Source organism: Acetobacterium tundrae, from assembly GCF_008086615.1.
GTDB classification, from domain to species: Bacteria; Bacillota; Clostridia; order Eubacteriales; family Eubacteriaceae; genus Acetobacterium; species Acetobacterium tundrae.
Map to the genome: position 1 here is coordinate 185,312 of NZ_RXYB01000002.1, position 16,634 is coordinate 201,945.

General features: G+C 44.4%; 12 protein-coding genes. 8 read left to right on the forward strand and 4 right to left on the reverse strand.

The window, feature by feature from the left end; translation table 11 throughout:
• Positions 1–60 precede the first annotated feature (60 nt).
• Positions 61–2,196 (forward strand): Ig-like domain-containing protein, encoded by a 2,136-nt coding sequence (locus FZC40_RS02385; RefSeq protein ID WP_186843687.1) that lies wholly within the window; start codon positions 61–63, stop codon positions 2,194–2,196.
• 155 nt (positions 2,197–2,351) lie between these two features.
• Here FZC40_RS02385 and FZC40_RS02390 read toward each other — a convergent pair whose 3' ends face one another.
• The 3 genes from FZC40_RS02390 to FZC40_RS02400 form a co-directional block, all read right to left on the reverse strand.
• Positions 2,352–3,683, reverse strand: coding sequence for a sensor histidine kinase (locus FZC40_RS02390; RefSeq protein ID WP_148602340.1), 1,332 nt, complete (start codon positions 3,681–3,683; stop codon positions 2,352–2,354).
• Between the two features lie 11 nt (positions 3,684–3,694).
• Entirely contained in the window at positions 3,695–4,402 is a 708-nt protein-coding gene (locus FZC40_RS02395) for a LytR/AlgR family response regulator transcription factor (RefSeq protein ID WP_148602341.1), read from the reverse strand.
• A gap of 76 nt (positions 4,403–4,478) precedes the next feature.
• Positions 4,479–4,928, reverse strand: coding sequence for a cupin domain-containing protein (locus FZC40_RS02400; protein WP_186843688.1), 450 nt, complete (start codon positions 4,926–4,928; stop codon positions 4,479–4,481).
• A 461-nt stretch (positions 4,929–5,389) separates the two neighbouring features.
• Here FZC40_RS02400 and FZC40_RS02405 point away from each other — a divergent pair, with 461 nt between their 5' ends.
• The 5 genes from FZC40_RS02405 (at position 5,390) to FZC40_RS02425 (ending at position 14,207) form a co-directional block, all read left to right on the forward strand.
• Complete coding sequence (locus tag FZC40_RS02405; RefSeq protein ID WP_148602343.1) at positions 5,390–6,373, forward strand: uroporphyrinogen decarboxylase family protein; 984 nt, start codon at positions 5,390–5,392, stop codon at positions 6,371–6,373.
• Positions 6,374–6,654: 281 nt separating this feature from the next.
• The gene (locus tag FZC40_RS02410) at positions 6,655–9,519 is read left to right on the forward strand and encodes a methyl-accepting chemotaxis protein (protein ID WP_148602344.1); all 2,865 of its coding nucleotides are present in this window, start codon (positions 6,655–6,657) and stop codon (positions 9,517–9,519) included.
• 349 nt (positions 9,520–9,868) lie between these two features.
• The gene (locus FZC40_RS02415) at positions 9,869–12,580 is read left to right on the forward strand and encodes a methyl-accepting chemotaxis protein (protein ID WP_148602345.1); all 2,712 of its coding nucleotides are present in this window, start codon (positions 9,869–9,871) and stop codon (positions 12,578–12,580) included.
• A 346-nt stretch (positions 12,581–12,926) separates the two neighbouring features.
• Positions 12,927–13,571 carry a hypothetical protein gene (locus FZC40_RS02420; protein ID WP_186843689.1) on the forward strand — a complete coding sequence of 215 codons (645 nt, stop codon included), beginning with the start codon at positions 12,927–12,929 and terminating at the stop codon, positions 13,569–13,571.
• 30 nt (positions 13,572–13,601) lie between these two features.
• Positions 13,602–14,207, forward strand: a complete 606-nt coding sequence (locus FZC40_RS02425; protein WP_148602347.1) for a sugar O-acetyltransferase — start codon at positions 13,602–13,604, stop codon at positions 14,205–14,207.
• 63 nt (positions 14,208–14,270) lie between these two features.
• Here FZC40_RS02425 and tsaA read toward each other — a convergent pair whose 3' ends face one another.
• Positions 14,271–14,942, reverse strand: coding sequence for a tRNA (N6-threonylcarbamoyladenosine(37)-N6)-methyltransferase TrmO (gene tsaA / locus FZC40_RS02430; RefSeq protein ID WP_148602429.1), 672 nt, complete (start codon positions 14,940–14,942; stop codon positions 14,271–14,273).
• Positions 14,943–15,337: 395 nt separating this feature from the next.
• Between tsaA and FZC40_RS02435 the strand changes: the two genes are divergently transcribed.
• Together FZC40_RS02435 and FZC40_RS02440 are read left to right on the forward strand one after the other, a co-directional pair.
• Positions 15,338–15,895 (forward strand): PadR family transcriptional regulator, encoded by a 558-nt coding sequence (locus tag FZC40_RS02435; protein WP_148602348.1) that lies wholly within the window; start codon positions 15,338–15,340, stop codon positions 15,893–15,895.
• A gap of 25 nt (positions 15,896–15,920) precedes the next feature.
• Positions 15,921–16,634, forward strand: coding sequence for a flavodoxin family protein (locus FZC40_RS02440; protein ID WP_148602349.1), 714 nt, complete (start codon positions 15,921–15,923; stop codon positions 16,632–16,634).

The window sequence follows — 16,634 nt, forward strand, 5'->3', positions numbered from 1 at the left end:
TTTGTGCTAATAAGAATGATCAAATTTCTAATCATTTTCATAAAAGTGGGGAAAAATCACATGAAAAAACTAATCTTCAGTATTATCAGCGCTTTAATCATGACCGTGATGGTCGTTTCACCGGGTGCTTTTGCCGCCGGGGAGGAAAGCCAGAACAGCGATGTGTTTTCAGCCAATCAAGGGATCGCAATCAGTGATCCGGAATCGGTGGGCGTCACCTATCGCACCCACATCCAGAACAGCGGCTGGGAAAACAGCTGGGCAGCGGACGGCAATCCAGCCGGAACCGAGGGCCAGAGTTTGCGCCTGGAGGGGATTGAGATTAAGCTCGCCGGGGATAATCTGCCGGCCGGGGCACACATTGAATACCGCACCCATATTCAGAACAGCGGCTGGGAAAATGCCTGGACTTCGGAGGGTAATATCGCCGGTACCGTGGGCCAGAGCCTGCGGCTGGAAGCGATTCAGATTCGGCTGGTGGATATGCCAGGGTATTCGGTAGAATACCGGACCCATATTCAGAATCGAGGATGGGAAACCGACTGGGCCTCTGACGGCGAAAGTGCTGGCACCGAAGGGCAGAGCCTGCGCCTGGAGGCCATCGAAATCAGGATGGTTAGAGTCGTTCCGGCCCCGGACGGCCTGACGGCTAAAGCGGCCAGTCACGGCATTTCCCTGAGCTGGAATGGGGTTGAAGGAGCTGACAGCTATACCGTCGATCAGGCAACTTCAATTGATGGCGACTATACCGAAGCGGTAACGGGCATCACGGCAACCAACTATACGGTGCCCAATCTGGCCGATGGCAAACGCTATTTTTACAAGGTCAAAGCCACTGATGAAGGCATCAACAGCCAGCTTTCCGAAGCGGCCACCGCTATTGCCAGCGTCGATGATCAGGGCAATGTGCTGCTGGGAAACCGGCTGTTAATCAGCAACCAGTCCACGGATTTTGAAAACACGCAGTCAATCGGCAGTTTGGTTCCGTCGGCAGCAGTGATGGAAACCGGAGCACAGCAGCAGTCGGCGGACTTCGTTGACGCGACGGTTCCATTTGAACCCGCGGTGGGCCAGAAGCCCATTGATCCGGTTACGGCACCGAATCTGCTGGCCAGTGCTGTCGATGAGCAAGACAGCACCCAGGACTTTCATACCTGGAACTACGAAACCGGCGGTAATGATCTAACCAATGCCAGACTGGCTTATATCGGTACGCATTCAGAAATCTGGGTTGAGACGGACACCCCGGATAACATAATGATGGTCATCACCGATGAGGAGGCCAGGCAACTAGGGGAGGAATTTGACAATAACATCTATCCTCTGGTGAGGGAGAATTTTTATACCGAATCCGATGTTAATGGCGACGGCCGGGTCGCGATTCTGTGCTATAACATTGTTCAGGAACTGAATTCGGTAGACCCGACGATTGGCGGTTATTTTTCGGCAGAAGATTTATATGATACGGAGTTTTCAAATAAGAGGGAAATGTTTTATCTAGATACCCTTCCGACCATGGGGGTTGGTGATAGTAACCCAGATTTCACGATAGTTTATGGATTGCTGGCACATGAATTCCAGCATATGGTGAATTATAACTGCAATGTTATAGTAGAAGGAAACGAACAAGGGTTATGGTTAAACGAAGCCTTGTCCGAGGCGGCCGGTTATATGTATGAAGTGTCGTCGGATCTGGGGGATGAAACCGTGCATGCGAATAGAATCATGGAGTACAATGAATCGGAAGCGGTTCGAAACGGAAAATCCCTTTTTTATTGGGACAACAGTGATATGATACCGAATTATGCGCTGTCCTTTTTATTTTCCCAGTACCTGCGGACCCAGGCGGATGCCGCATTGGGCAGCGGACAAAAGGTGAAGGTGTTTCATGAGATCCTCGCCGATCCTGGAAATGATTATGAGTCGGTTGAGAATTTTATTCAAAAACACATCGATCCGGGCATGACGCTGGGAGAATTCATAACCAATTTCAGAGCGGCGATGGTTTTGAAGGCAGATTCGGGTTATTTTGGCTTTAACGGAGAAGCATTCTTTGATGCGATTTCGACACCCCTGTATACCGGAGGCACCACCGGCCTCAGAGGTGGCGGTGCCATTGTGACGACGATTGATTCACCATTTACGGTACCGGCGGATAAAGGCAGCGATGTCAGTTATCTGGGCATTTTCAGATAAAGCCGGATACCAATTGAAATAATTAAAGCCATCGGAAACCTTAAGGTTACTGATGGCTTTTTAGTGGCCTTTTTTTACATTAATCGTGTGGCTAAACTTTCCTGAGAGACAAATGAAAATGCATTATCCGTTGTCGATTGACGCAAGTAGGATCTTCAGATGGAGACATCCAGTACAAATAAATCCCCTTCAATGTTGCAGGTGATAAAGCCGCCGAGCGACTCTGCCGCGTCTCGGATGCTCAGAAGGCCATAGCCGTGGCCGGGAGTTTCCTTGGTAGATTCCGGGACCTCGCCGTTCATGATAATCGCGTTGTTGAAGCGATTGGTAACTCGAAACAGAAAACGGCTCTGCTTTGTTTTGATTTGTAATTGAACACTACGCTGCTCAGGCAGTAGTTTGAGCGAGGCTTCCAGTGCGTTTTGCAGCGCATTATTTAGGGCCATGCACATTTCCACCTGGTTCAGCACCATCCGGCCCGCTTGAATATCGTATTCGAAGGTCGTCTCGTTTGCCAAAAAAAGTGCGGCATAGTTGGTCACCACGGCGTTAAGATAAGGGTCGTCGGAATATAGCTTTTTCTGATGGCTTTCAGCGTAATCTCCGAGGCTGTCAAGGTAGTGGACAGCCTCGGCCTGGTTATTCTCCTTAAGCAACTGGGCGACAGTGCTCAGGTGTCCGTTCATATCGTGCTTCATCCGGTGCAGCTCCTCCTGATTTTGAAGCTGGGCTTCATAATACCGTTGCTGTGCTTCCTTCTCAAAAACCAGTCGATTCGAGGCGGCTTTCAGTTCCAAATGTTTCATGGTGGAAATCATGTTGTAGAGATACAAACCGAGGACGGCGATGGAAAAGAGGCAGACGGCGATCATGGCCCCGATGATTTTGATATCGGAATAGGGGTTTAATTCAAAGGCATAATCCGAACAGAAATCGATGATCAGCTTGGCAGAAAGTGCGAAGCCAGCCAGGGCGAACCAGCTATGACGTGGCAGCTGAGTTTGAATCAGCCGGCGGCCTTTTTCACGCAGGAGCAGCCAGGATAAAAGTAAAATCACGGTGTACATCACCACCAGCATGAGTGCCACCGACACACCGGTTTCCAGATCACCGCCAACCGCCGTACTTAGTGGAAGGTGCAGAATAAAACCACAGAAGGTGAATAATCGGTTGAGAATGCCCTGGGTGAATAGAAAGGCCATCATCGCGCCCAAATCCTCCCGAAAGGCGATCAGCACCATGATATCAATCCAATACCCGAGGCAGGACATCAAAACGCTGTAGGAGCTGGGCTGATGAAACACTGCGGCAAACAGGACCGCCAGCAGCGGCAGGGAAAAGAAAGTCAGCATCAGCATCGCCGGGTATAGCCACCACTTCCAGCGTGGCCGAAGAAAGCAGAAATACAGCAGCATCCCACCAATGGCAACGGTAACGGTACCGGGATTGTGCCATATCATTTCCCAAACATGTGTTAGATAGGTCATTTTATGCCTCCTTAAAAGTTACGAAACAAAAGTTCATGATACTGGTTTCGTGCCTGTCCGGAGTAGCTTCGGGAAATAGGAATGCTGATGTCACCAAGGTTGAATTCACTGGTTGTCATAGCGGTTACCTGGTTCAAATTGACAATATAGCTCTGATGACAGCGCATGAAGCTTTCGTTGGGAAGTTGTGAAATAAAGTCGTCCAGTTTGCCATAGGATTTTAAGGTTTCACCGCTTTTTAGGTAAAAATTCACCGTGTGCTGTTTGCTCGAAAGATACAAAAGCTGGTTGCAGTGGATGGTATGCAGGCTTCCCATGAACGGGATGCGGATAACCTGATCCGCATCTTTGTTTAGCTGTTTCAGGGCTCGGCCCAGAACCTCGTTCATCTTGTCTTTAGTCAGTGGTTTAATGAGGTAGTTGAAGGCATAAAGATCATAAGATTCCCGGTAAAAATCATTGCTGCTGCTGACAAAGATTAAAAGTGCTTCGGATTCTGTCATACGAATGTGTTTTGCCGCGTCAATTCCAGTCATTTCGGCCATAAAAATATCAAGGAATATGATGTCAAAACGAGCGTCGTTGTCAAAATCCCAGAGCAACATTTCACCGCTTTCATAGGCAGTGCACTTGCTGTCGGAATGTACTGATTTAATAAGCGATAGCAGACGCTGCCTGTCGCTGGGATTATCGTCGCATACCGCAATTTTTAGGGCCATTGAGTGTCACATCCTTCTTTGGTTTTCTTTAGTTTACCATAAAATCTGTTGATGATGCAAAATATGACGGCACGATCTATGAAAAAAATGAAGGCAATACAGATCCAACCACAATTGTAGCGGTGGTGTTGATCAAATACCTGACCTCAAGCGACATCAAAAAAAATGGGATGCCAGCCGGAATAAAAAGCATGGTTGATTTGGTAATCTTGCGCGTTTCACCATCAATGGTCACTTCCAGCTCACCCCCTAAATCATAGGGATGATTCGGGTCGCCGCTATAAAATCCGATGATTTCGTCAGAGTTATGACAGTGCTCTTCAAAGACCGGATCATCATCAGGAACGGCAAAATACCAGGCGGTATTCATCTGAAAAGCACCCTCCACGACATTACCGTCCATCCATAGAATTCGATTCGAAAAACGTTTGTACATCTCCTGGAATTCCTTGGAGCCCATCTGGGGATCCTGCAATTCCTGAACTACATATTTACTTGTTCTACCTGCTTCCGTATTTTCTAACATCGCTTTCATTCCTCTCTTACATCCAATTTTGAGATTTATTGCTGATCATCTTAGTATTACTAATAATTTTGTAACATACTCGAGAGGATTATGCAAACGATTTTTAGCAAAATGAGAAAGATTTTCTGTTTTTAAAAAAAAGCATCATTCCCGGGAAGTTTCAAAGCTTTTGGGATAGCTGCCTGATCGAGTTAAATGGTCTTTGTGGTCATCAGAAACATTATTTTTATTTTAGAATATTATCACAAATGTTTTAAATTTAATTTTGCGGGTATATTATTTCGAAAGAATAATAAAAAGAACAAGGCGGTTAAATTTGGCTTGCGTTGCCCGGTAAAACTGGTAGTCTGGTTCAGGTCTTGCTGACCACGACCATGCCGGCAGTGTGGCTGTAAAGGCTAAAGAATTAGTAAATGATTAACCGCTAAAAATAAAATTCTAAAATACGAGGAGGTATTACAATGTTGACAAAAAGACAGAATTTAATGGAAGTGATGAAAGGCGGCCATCCCGATCGCTTTGTCAAGCAGTATGAATTTATGGAGCTGATTTTGGAAGCTCCGATGGATCTTCCCCTGGCCCCGGAACCAGGCACAAGAGTCAAAAATAAATGGGGCATCACGTTTGATTGGCCGGCAGATCAAATCGGCTCGTTTCCGATGCATGATGACGAACACAAAGTAGTAAAAGATATTACCAAGTGGAAAGAAAGCGTGAAGGCGCCCTCTGTTTTTTATACCGATGAAGAATGGGCGGCGGCAGAAGCACATGCGAATGCTGTCGATCGTAAGGATAAATTTGTAACGGCATTTTGTGCCCCCGGTATTTTTGAAATGACCCATCATCTTATGAGTATGGAGGACGCCTTGATGGCACTCTATGAAGAACCGGAAGACATGAAGGAACTGATTGCTTACGTTGTTGAGTATGAGCTGGCTTATGCAAAAGAATGCATTAAGCATATTCATCCCGATGCCTTATTCCATCATGATGACTGGGGCAGCCAGATTTCTACATTTATTTCACCGGCAATGTTTGATGAGTTTATTCTACCCGCTTACAAGAAAGTTTACGGCTACTGGAAAGCCAATGGCGTTGAAGTGATTGTTCATCACAGTGACTCCTACGCAGCCACCCTTGTTCCAGAAATGATTGAAATGGGTATCGATATCTGGCAGGGGGTTATGACAACTAACAAGGTACCGGAACTCATCAAGAAATATGGTGGAAAAATCACCTTTATGGGCGATATTGACAGCGGCCGAGTCGATTTCCCCGGCTGGACCCGAGAAAAGATTTATGAAGATGCTAAAAAAGCCTGTGAAGAATGCGGTAAATTATACTTCATTCCCAATCTCAGCCAGGGCTTGAATATCAGCTCATTCCCGGGTGTTTATGAAGCAACCAGTGACGTGATCGACCAACTCACCAGGGAAATGTTTTAACAATTGAAGTACCAGCTGTGCTGCCGAATGGGGAAAGAAAAATTTACTGGAAACAGAGAAAATAATGTCTTGATTTCAGATTAAATAAAAAATATAATCGAATATACGAATATCAGACGGATGACTTAGAGCGATTGTTTCGAAGAAATGAAACAACCGCTTTAGCATTATAATTTATTAATAAAAAAAGGCGAGCCATCAAAAAAAGGACGCAGAGCACAAGAACAAGAAAAAGAGAAGGAAAACGAGAAAAAAGAAAACGATAACAGGAGGCTTTAGAAATGAAATGGTTTAACAACATGAAAATCAGATCCAAGTTATTAACCGGCTTTATTCTGATTGCGTTGGTCATCGGTATTGTTGGTTACATCGGAATTACCAATATTAACAGTCTGAATGCAGCAAGTCAGGATTCATATGAAAATATGACGGTTCCTATTTCTGAACTGGGGGAAATCGGCGTTGTCTTTCAGAAGTTACGTGTTAACGTCCGGGACATCATTTTAGAAAATGATCCCACGCAAAATCAGAAAAATGTCAATCTCTTTAACGCCAATAATAAGAGAATCGATGAGCTGATTGTGTCTTTTCAAGAACATCAGCACTCTGATGTCGTCAAGGCAGCCTTTCAGGAATTTATTGCTGCCCGTAAAGCAATGGACACCGAATTCGATAAGGTCAGTGCGCTGGGCTTTGAAAATAAAAATGATGAAGCGATTGCTCTGATGCGTGAAGGCGGTTCAGCCTATATCGCCTCTGAGAATGTCCAGAATGCCCTTGACAATGTGATCAGTTTAGACGTTGAAAAAAGCGGTGACAATGCAAAAGCTAATGCGGATCTTGCCGCTCAGGCGTCAACAACAACGATGATCATCATCATCGTGGGTGTTCTTTTTGCTATTGCACTGGGTCTGTTCCTGAGCACGATTATCAGCCGGCCGCTTAATAAAGCGGCACACATGATTAAAGAAATGCGTCAGGGTCATTTTGGTGGACGCTTAAAGATGGACAGCAAAGATGAAATTGGGGAAATGGCCATGTCCATGGATGGTTTGTCTGACGATCTGCAAAACGTGGTCATCACTACCATGAACCAGATCTCCGAAGGGGATGTCTCGACCAATATTGAACTCCGGGATCCTCTGGATGAAATTGCTCCTGCCCTTAAAAAAACCATCGAAACCATCAGATCCTTGATTACCGAAGCCACCATGCTGTCCCAATCCGCTATTAACGGCAAATGGGATACCAGGGGGAACGCAGAGTCCTTTAAAGGTGGGTTTAAAGAAGTGGTTGAAGGTGTCAATGCCACCCTGGATACGGTGGTAGATAAAATGGTCTGGTACGAAGCAATTATCGATGCGGTACCATTCCCCATTCACGTCACCGATAATAACATGAAATGGACCTTTATGAACAAACCATTTGAAGACAATATGGTCGCTGGCAATGTCATTAAAGATCGGGATTCTGCCCGGGGCATGGACTGCTACAATGCCGGAGCAGATATCTGCCGAACTGAAGGCTGCGGGATCCGACGACTGGTTGATCAGGGATTAACCGACAGCTTTTTTGAGTGGTGCGGAAAAAGCAATAAGCAGGACACCGCCTACCTCAAGAATGCCAAAGGCGAAAATGTCGGTTTCGTGGAAGTTGTCACCGATCTGACATCGATGATTCGGGTCAACGACTATACTAAAAATGAAGTGACACGATTGGAAAGTAACCTGATTCTTCTTTCTCAGGGGGATGTTGCTTTTGATATGGCTATCGGTCAAGCCGATGAATATACTACTGAAGTCAGTGTCCAATTTAACGAAATTGGTAAGAGTCTAGCCGAAGTAAAAAGCGCCATTGGCAATTTGATTAATGATGCCACCATGCTGGCTCAGGCCGGAATTGACGGCAAACTAAATATTCGAGCAGATGCCAGCAAGCACCAAGGTGACTTTGCCCGAATTGTCGATGGGGTTAATGCGACTCTGGATGCTGTCGTCGCACCGGTTCAAGAAGCTTCAGCCACCTTAAAAGAACTAGCCCAGGGGAATCTGAATACCGAGATGGTGGGCAATTATCAGGGGGATTACACCCTCATCAAAGATGATATGAACCAAACCGTAGACTTTCTTAAACGCTATGTGAATGAAATTACGCATACTTTGGAAGAACTTGGCCAGGGTAATCTGGATCAGCACATCACCCAAGATTATCTGGGCGATTTCGAGGCCATTAAAACAGCCCTGAATGAGATCACCACCAACCTCAGCACCACCATGTCGGACATTAACGTTGCCGCCGACCAAGTGAAAATCGGGGCCCAGCAGATTTCTGATGGCGGGCAGGCATTATCCCAGGGTACCACCGAACAGGCCAGCGCAATTGAAGAACTAACTGCTTCAATTGAAGAGGTTGCCGGCGAAACCAAGAAAAATGCCGTCAACGCCAATCAGGCCAATGAACTGACCAACACCGTGCGATCCCATGCCGTTGAGGGCAATGAGCAGATGAGTGAAATGGTCACTGCTATGGTGGAAATCAATGACTCGTCGAAGAGTATTTCTAAAATCATCAAAGTCATTGATGATATTGCTTTCCAAACCAATATTCTGGCTTTGAATGCTGCAGTGGAAGCTGCTCGGGCCGGACAGCAGGGTAAGGGCTTTGCGGTTGTTGCGGAAGAAGTCCGCTCGCTGGCTGCCCGCAGTGCGGAAGCCGCCAAGGAAACCACCGGCCTCATCGAAGGCTCCATTGACAAAGTGGCAGCGGGTACAAAAATTGCCGACCAGACAGCGGAAAGCTTAAGAGACATCCTCGACCAGATTGAAAAAGTAACGACGCTGGTTGGTAATATTGCCCAGGCCTCCAACGATCAGGCTTCGGAAATCGCCCAGATCACCCAGGGGATCGAGCAGGTATCCCAGGTGGTGCAAACCAACTCCGCCACCGCCGAAGAAAGCGCCGCCGCCAGCGAAGAGCTTTCCGGTCAGGCGGAAATGCTGAAACAAATGGTGGATGCTTTTAAAATTAAAAATGCAAATACAAAAAGTTACCAAACAAAACCAGCGGTTTCCAAACCGCCAAAAACAAGAATCCCGTCTCCGTCCCAGCCAGTCATCAATTTAGATGATGACAGCGACAAATACTAGACCCGGTAAAATATTGAAGGCTTTCTCTAGTTTGCTGATGCAAACCGGGAGGCCTTCATTTTTTTTTGGGTGAAAAACTTTATGCTATTTCGCTGTTACAGCAAAATAGCATCACAGGAAGACTTCTTTTTTTGCTTCTTACGTCAAGGTTGGTTGGTATCAAATTTGCAAATAGCTTAATTCAATTCAATAGAGAAAAATAAAACAAATATAATAAGATCTTAACTATTAATTATCTGATAATTGTGCTATCCTAATAAAGCGCACTGAAGGCAAACTCTTGTTTGAATAGCTAGCGTTATTATCTGAATAGATACGAAAATATTTAATGCCGTAGGAGGGCAACACGATGAGATGGTTTTACAACTTTAAAATTCGAACAAAAATACTATCGATTATCGGAATAGCTGTGATTGCAGTCGCGATACTGTTTTTTATTAGCTGTTCAAGTATGAACAGACTGGGTCAATTACAAAATTCTGGAAATATATTAAGTGCAAACGCTGTGACGGCAAAAGATGCAACGTCATCTTTATATCGATTAAATTCAATATATGCCGATGCAGTCGTCAATCGTAATTTCGCAGAAGACCAAAAAGCATGGGAAGCTGCAAAGCAGAAAGAATTAAATTTACTGCAGTCTGTTAAAAATGTTGCCGATACGGAAGAAGAAAAAAATTCAATAAATGCTGCCGAAAATGCTATGAATGCGTATATTGCCATCTTTGAAAATCAAGCCCTTCCGGTAATAAAAGCAAATGGCGATACAACCGCAATCGCACAATTAGATGATCAAATGGATTCGCTGAGAAATCAATATCAGGATCAAATGACTAAAGTGAGTGATTCAATCACACAGGAATCAGCAGATGGTGATAATCAATTTGATGCTTTAGTAGCGGCAACTACACAAATATTCATTGGAATTTCAATTGCGCTTCTAATTGTTCTGATCGGTTCAGGAACCTATATCGCTCAGATCATCAGCCAGAAAATTAAAAAAGCGGAACACATGATTAAAGAAATGCGTAACGGTCATTTGAGCGAACGCTTAAATATTGATACTCATGACGAAATCGGGGAAATGGCGATGGCCATGGACGGTTTAGCTGATGATCTTCAAAACGTGGTGATCGGTACCATGAACCAGATCTCCCAGGGGGATGTCTCAGCCAATATTAAAGTCCGGGATGACCAGGATGAAATTACACCGGCACTTAAAAAGACCATCGAAACCATTCGGGCACTGGTTGCCGATGCTACCATGCTGTCTAAGGCAGCCGTGGCAGGTCATCTGGACAAAAGAGGAAACGCTGATGCTTTTAACGGCGGCTATAAAGAAATCGTTCAGGGCGTCAATGACACGTTGGATGCCGTCATCGGACCATTAAATATGGCGGTAGATTATGTGGGAAAAATAGGACAAGGACAAATTCCAGTTAAAATTACAGAAACGTATTATGGCGATTTTGATACCTTGAAGAACAGCATCAATGCCTGCATTGATGGATTGGGAGCATTAACTGAAGGGAACCGTATTCTCGGAAAAATGAGTCTGAATGATTATTCCGAAACAATTGAAGCCACTTATTCAGGTATTTACGGAGAAATCGCCTTGGCAATCAATGCGGTTCATGACCGTTTGGTTCGCGTTGTTGAAGTCTCAACTCATATCGCCGCTGGTGATATGACTGATCTGGAGGCACTAAAACAAATCGGCAAGAGAAGTGACAACGATACGTTAATCCCGAGCTTAGTCAGAATGATTGAGAACATTAACAATCTTGTCAAAGAAACCGAAGTCATGGCTGATATTGCCGTGGAAGGTGATCTTCGTAACCGTGGGGATGCGAGTCAATTCCAGGGCGAATTCGCCAAAGTCATTGAAGGTTTTAATCAAACTTTGGATGCGGTTATTAATCCAATCAATGTTGCATCGGAGACCCTTAATGAATTGTCGCAAGGTAATTTGAGCATCACCATGGACGGCGATTTCAAGGGTGATAATGGAAAAATAAAAGCAGATCTGAACAACACCATCGCATTCCTGAAACGCTATGTGGATGAAATCACCAACACATTGCAAGAAATGAGTCAGGGAAATTTTAATCAGGAGATTACCACTGACTATCAGGGCGACTTCCAGGCTATTAAAAATGCGCTGAATGATATTACCACCAAACTCAGTACCACCATGTCAGACATTAACATTGCCGCCGACCAGGTGAAAATCGGTTCTCAACAAATATCCGACGGCGGACAGGCACTGTCCCAGGGGACGACCGAACAGGCCAGTGCTATTGAGGAATTGACTGCCTCCATTGAAGAGGTTGCTGGCGAAACGAAGAAAAATGCCGTCAATGCCAATCAGGCCAATGAACTGGCAAACACCGTGCGATCCCATGCCGTTTCCGGCAATGAGCAAATGAGTGACATGGTCACTGCGATGGTGGAAATTAATGACTCATCCAAAAGCATTTCCAAAATCATCAAAGTGATTGATGATATTGCTTTCCAAACCAATATTCTGGCTCTGAATGCCGCCGTGGAAGCCGCTCGGGCGGGACAGCACGGTAAGGGCTTTGCAGTTGTTGCGGAAGAAGTCCGATCATTGGCAGCCAGAAGCGCGGCAGCTGCCAAGGAAACCACTGGCCTCATCGAAGGCTCTATTGACAAGGTGGAAACAGGTACAAAAATTGCCGACCAGACAGCGGAAAGCTTAAGAGATATCCTCAACCAGATTGAAAAAGTAACGACTCTGGTTGGCAATATTGCCCAGGCCTCCAACGATCAGGCCTCGGAAATCGCCCAGATCACTCAGGGGATCGAACAGGTATCCCAGGTGGTACAAACCAATTCGGCCACTGCTGAAGAAAGTGCCGCTGCCAGCGAAGAACTTTCCGGTCAGGCGGAGCTGCTGAAACAAATGGTGGGTGCCTTTAAAATTAAAAACGTAAAAACAAAAAGTTCTCAAATAAAACCAGCGGTTTCCAAGCCGCAAAAACTGATAACCCCGTCTCAGCCCATCATCAATTTAGATGATGACAGCGATAAGTACTAGATCCGGTAAAATTCTTGAAGGCTTTCTTTGGTTTGCTGATGCAATCCAGGAGGCCTTCATTTTTTGTTCTTTTTTGAAGACAGCGTGATTATAAATGTCGGGTCTGAATTGGAGGCAATCAGTCTTTAGTGCATTGCCAATACTTTTGGAAACGACTATGATATAAAGCGGGTACTCTTAATGTTGATGAACAACGCTGGTAACGATTCTTTATAAAGAAAAAACGAATATTTACTGAGATTATTTATTGACGTAATCAGACGAAAATGGTTACAATAAAAGTAACAATAGAAATAAATTTGGAGGAACGCATGACGAATCTTCAGAATGTGCTTTTGAAAGGGCGGTGCTTCCGATCGGCATTGAAAGTAAATTAAAACAAGTGGATTTCACGCAACGGGATGTGATGGTGGGGGTGGTGCGGAATGTTAAGCAGTTAGCGGACAATTTGACCCATCGCTTTTATCGGATACCCAAGAAAAGCGTGGCAGATATGCGGCTGCCCATTCACACCATCGCATTGTATCAGCCAATGCGCGCTTTTGGCAAAGAGCAGTCCGGGATTTGGTATTACGGGGAAGTCGTCACCTGTGAAACCCTGAAAAGCAAAGAAGACTTTTACTATAAATTTACGGTTGAAGAATGGCTGGAACTCCCTAAGCGGATCCGGCCCAAAGAACTTTGCCCGATTGTCAGTACCTATACCAATCAGTATTTATTGGAAAACGCCGAGGATATGCCGGAGCTATATATTAAAACAGAAGCGGAATATCGGCTGTATGTTGAGATAAAGCGGATGACGGCTGTTTCGATAAAAGAAAGAAGCGGTGCAACACAGGAGTTTCGGTTTGGCGAGAACCGTATTGCGATTCGGGATGAGCAGATATTTTTGTTTGCGGGGGATGGCAGAGTGCAGGTATTTGCGGTTGCGGCGTTTGTCAGACGGCCTCAGGAAGTGATGAGGGGCTGCCAAACTTTTTTAAAAATTTAGCTTTATGGTTTTATTTTAGGAGGATAAAGAATGACTGAAGAAGAAAAAATATTTCAAGGTAAATTGTTTGATGCTCGCGCTCAAGAACTGCGTGATATTAAGCACAAAGCACATATTCTTTGCCAAAAATTTAATGCGCTTGATGAGTATGATGAGAATCGCTTACCGATAATTAAAGAATTTATTGGAAAAATAGGCGAAAAATATTATTTTCAGGGACCGATACAGATAAATTACGGATGTCATACTTATATTGGTGAAAATTTCTTTGCGAATTTTAATACGACGATTTTAGATGATGGCAGGATTTACATCGGGGACAATGTTATGTTTGGTCCTAATGTATCGCTTATGGCGTCCTCGCATCCACTTATTCCAGAGGAAAGAACTGCTATGAAATACCAAGATGGTCATGTATCGACCTCAGAATATGCGGATGAAATCCACATTGGAAACAATGTTTGGATTGCCTGCAATGTGGTGATTTGCGGTGGCGTACATATTGGAAATAATGCCGTCATTGGAGCAGGTAGTGTTGTTACAAAAGATATTCCAGATAATTATATTGGATATGGTAATCCCTGTAAGCCAATTAGATTGATTACAGAAAAAGATTCAAAGCTGGATTTACTATAACAATTCGAAGTATCGGTTGTTTTTTTGGTATTTAACAAATTGTTTAAACAGGATTGATAGGGTTCAGATGGCCGTGACCTGGCAAACGGTGAGGACCCCATCTTGCACGGTAAACCGAATGTTGAAGCGGTTGAATGCCAGCCCATAGATGCGCAGCGGGTCGGTCTGATAGGATGGCCGCGGGTCATGGGCGAGAACCCCCATCAGGGCGGACTGGTGTTCGCGGGGAATGAGCTGCAGCAAGGCCGCAGGGAAATCCACAGCCAGAATGTAGTCGCTGACGGGATCGCTAAAACCGCCGGTTGCCTCGGGATGACTGTCGGTGTAGGCAAGATAAGGCTTAATGTCATAAATTGGCGTCTGATCCAGAAGATCGGCCCCGGAAACATGGATGACGGGGCCGAGTTGGGGATGGTTTTCGATGCGGTCGATCTGCACTGAAGAAAGGCCGATGGGGTTTGGGCGAAAAGGGGAACGGGTGGCAAAAACGCCCATTCGTTTGGATCCCCCCAGCCGTGGCGGTCTTACTGTCGGTGAATACTGATCCCGAACACTCTGAGAAAAGCCCCAAATGAGCCAGATATGGGAGAAGTTCTCCAGGCCGCGGAGAGCATCAGGATTCCGGTAGGCCGGTTCAAAAACAATGGCGGCTTTCAGGGCATCCACCAGGCCACTTTGCCTGGGAATCCCGAACTTTTCAGGAAAATCGCTGCGAATTCGCGCAATTATTTTCATGGGCGGATTTTCAGGATCGCTGGTGGGCTGATCCGATATCGCTGTTTCATTAGGGTCTTTACTGAGGGGCGTGTTTTTGAGCATGATGGTGTCTCCTTCATCTGTGTCATAATACATGATAACAGTTATTATCTATATTCTACCATATGATGCAATCATTCATAAATTGATTAAATGGATTTATGAATGATTTTTTTCTGTTAAATCAAATGACTAATTGATGAGCCTGTTGATTGCAGGTTTTTTTAATGCCTTTTTTTATCCAGACGGCTATAAAAAAATAAAAAAATTGGTTGACTTTATATATCACAGTGGTATAATAAAATAAATTATATATCACTGTGATATATTTCAAATGAATAGACAACAGTGATATGGATAGAAGGTAAAAACGAATGGCAAAAAAAAATAAAACAAAGTATGCGCTTTTAGGGGTCCTCAATACAATGTCCGGTTCGGGATACGATATCAAAAAATTCTGTGATTCTTCGATACGTTATTTTTGGAATGAAAATTACGGACACATCTATCCGGTATTACAGAAAATGGAAGAGGAAGAATTAGTAACGAAGCATGTTGAACAAACGGACGGCAGACCATCAAAGAATGTCTATTCCATTACCGCAAAAGGCCGAGCAGAATTAGACAATTGGCTTTTAATGCCGGTGGAACCTGAACATGGGCGATCAGAACTGTTGTTAAAAATATTCTGGTCGAAGAATGTCCCCGTAGAAGTTCTGATTGAAAAATTTATGCAAATAAAAGAAGTGAGTGAAGAAATGCTGGTGCAATATGCTCAGATTGAGAACGACTTAAAGGCCCATAAGGATGAGATCGATAAAATGAATTTAGTTTTATGGATCTCGACGGTTAATTACGGCAAGCATGATTCGGAAGCAAAGATCAAGTGGTGTGAAGAAACCATAAAAAGTTTGGAAGAAATAGAAGACTAATAAAAAATAGAATGGGAGGATTAAAATGAATATTTTAGCTTTAAATGGAAGTCCAAGAGGCAAGAATGGAAACACTGAGGTTATTTTAGAACCATTTTTAAGAGGTTGTGAAAAAGCCGGAGCAGCGATAGAAATAATTTATCTTGCAAAAAAAAACATCAAACATTGCAGTGGTTGCTTTTCGTGTTGGACCAAGACCCCTGGTAAGTGTGTTCATCAAGACGATATGGAAGACCTGCTGGTTAAAGTATCTGAGGCCGATATCATGGTTTATGCCACACCATTATATTACTTTACGGTTACCGGAATCATGAAAGATTTTATGGATCGGATGCTGCCATTAAATAATAAGGAAATCGTCAAGGTCGGAGAAAAATATGGCCATCCCAAACGGGTTGAAAGAGAAATCCCGGTTAAGTCAGTTCTGATTTCAAACTGCGGCTTCCCCGGCGACTATAATTTTTCAGGCTTGTTAGAGACGTTTAAGGTTATGACAAAGGGAAATCTTGCCGGTGCGATTTTATGTACTCAAGGGGGAATCCTTCAGACGATTCATTCTAATGCGATGCTTGAAAAATTATATAGCCCTTTTTTCCTAGCATTAGAAACTGCCGGCAAAGAAATAGTCAATCAAGGGACCATAACTGACGCAACACAAAATATTTTAAATAAAGACTTTATCGATTCTGAAACCTACATGAACGCTGCAAATGGCGAAAACAGAAAAGGAGAATTATAG

Bases quoted from the DNA above. Each gene is read 5' to 3' on its own strand.
- FZC40_RS02385 (WP_186843687.1), top strand. From the start codon at position 61: ATGAAAAAACTAATCTTCAGTATTATCAGCGCTTTAATCATGACCGTG.
- FZC40_RS02390 (WP_148602340.1), bottom strand. From the start codon at position 3,683: ATGACCTATCTAACACATGTTTGGGAAATGATATGGCACAATCCCGGT.
- FZC40_RS02395 (WP_148602341.1), bottom strand. From the start codon at position 4,402: ATGGCCCTAAAAATTGCGGTATGCGACGATAATCCCAGCGACAGGCAG.
- FZC40_RS02400 (WP_186843688.1), bottom strand. From the start codon at position 4,928: ATGTTAGAAAATACGGAAGCAGGTAGAACAAGTAAATATGTAGTTCAG.
- FZC40_RS02405 (WP_148602343.1), top strand. From the start codon at position 5,390: ATGTTGACAAAAAGACAGAATTTAATGGAAGTGATGAAAGGCGGCCAT.
- FZC40_RS02410 (WP_148602344.1), top strand. From the start codon at position 6,655: ATGAAATGGTTTAACAACATGAAAATCAGATCCAAGTTATTAACCGGC.
- FZC40_RS02415 (WP_148602345.1), top strand. From the start codon at position 9,869: ATGAGATGGTTTTACAACTTTAAAATTCGAACAAAAATACTATCGATT.
- FZC40_RS02425 (WP_148602347.1), top strand. From the start codon at position 13,602: ATGACTGAAGAAGAAAAAATATTTCAAGGTAAATTGTTTGATGCTCGC.
- tsaA (WP_148602429.1), bottom strand. From the start codon at position 14,942: ATGAAAATAATTGCGCGAATTCGCAGCGATTTTCCTGAAAAGTTCGGG.
- FZC40_RS02435 (WP_148602348.1), top strand. From the start codon at position 15,338: ATGGCAAAAAAAAATAAAACAAAGTATGCGCTTTTAGGGGTCCTCAAT.
- FZC40_RS02440 (WP_148602349.1), top strand. From the start codon at position 15,921: ATGAATATTTTAGCTTTAAATGGAAGTCCAAGAGGCAAGAATGGAAAC.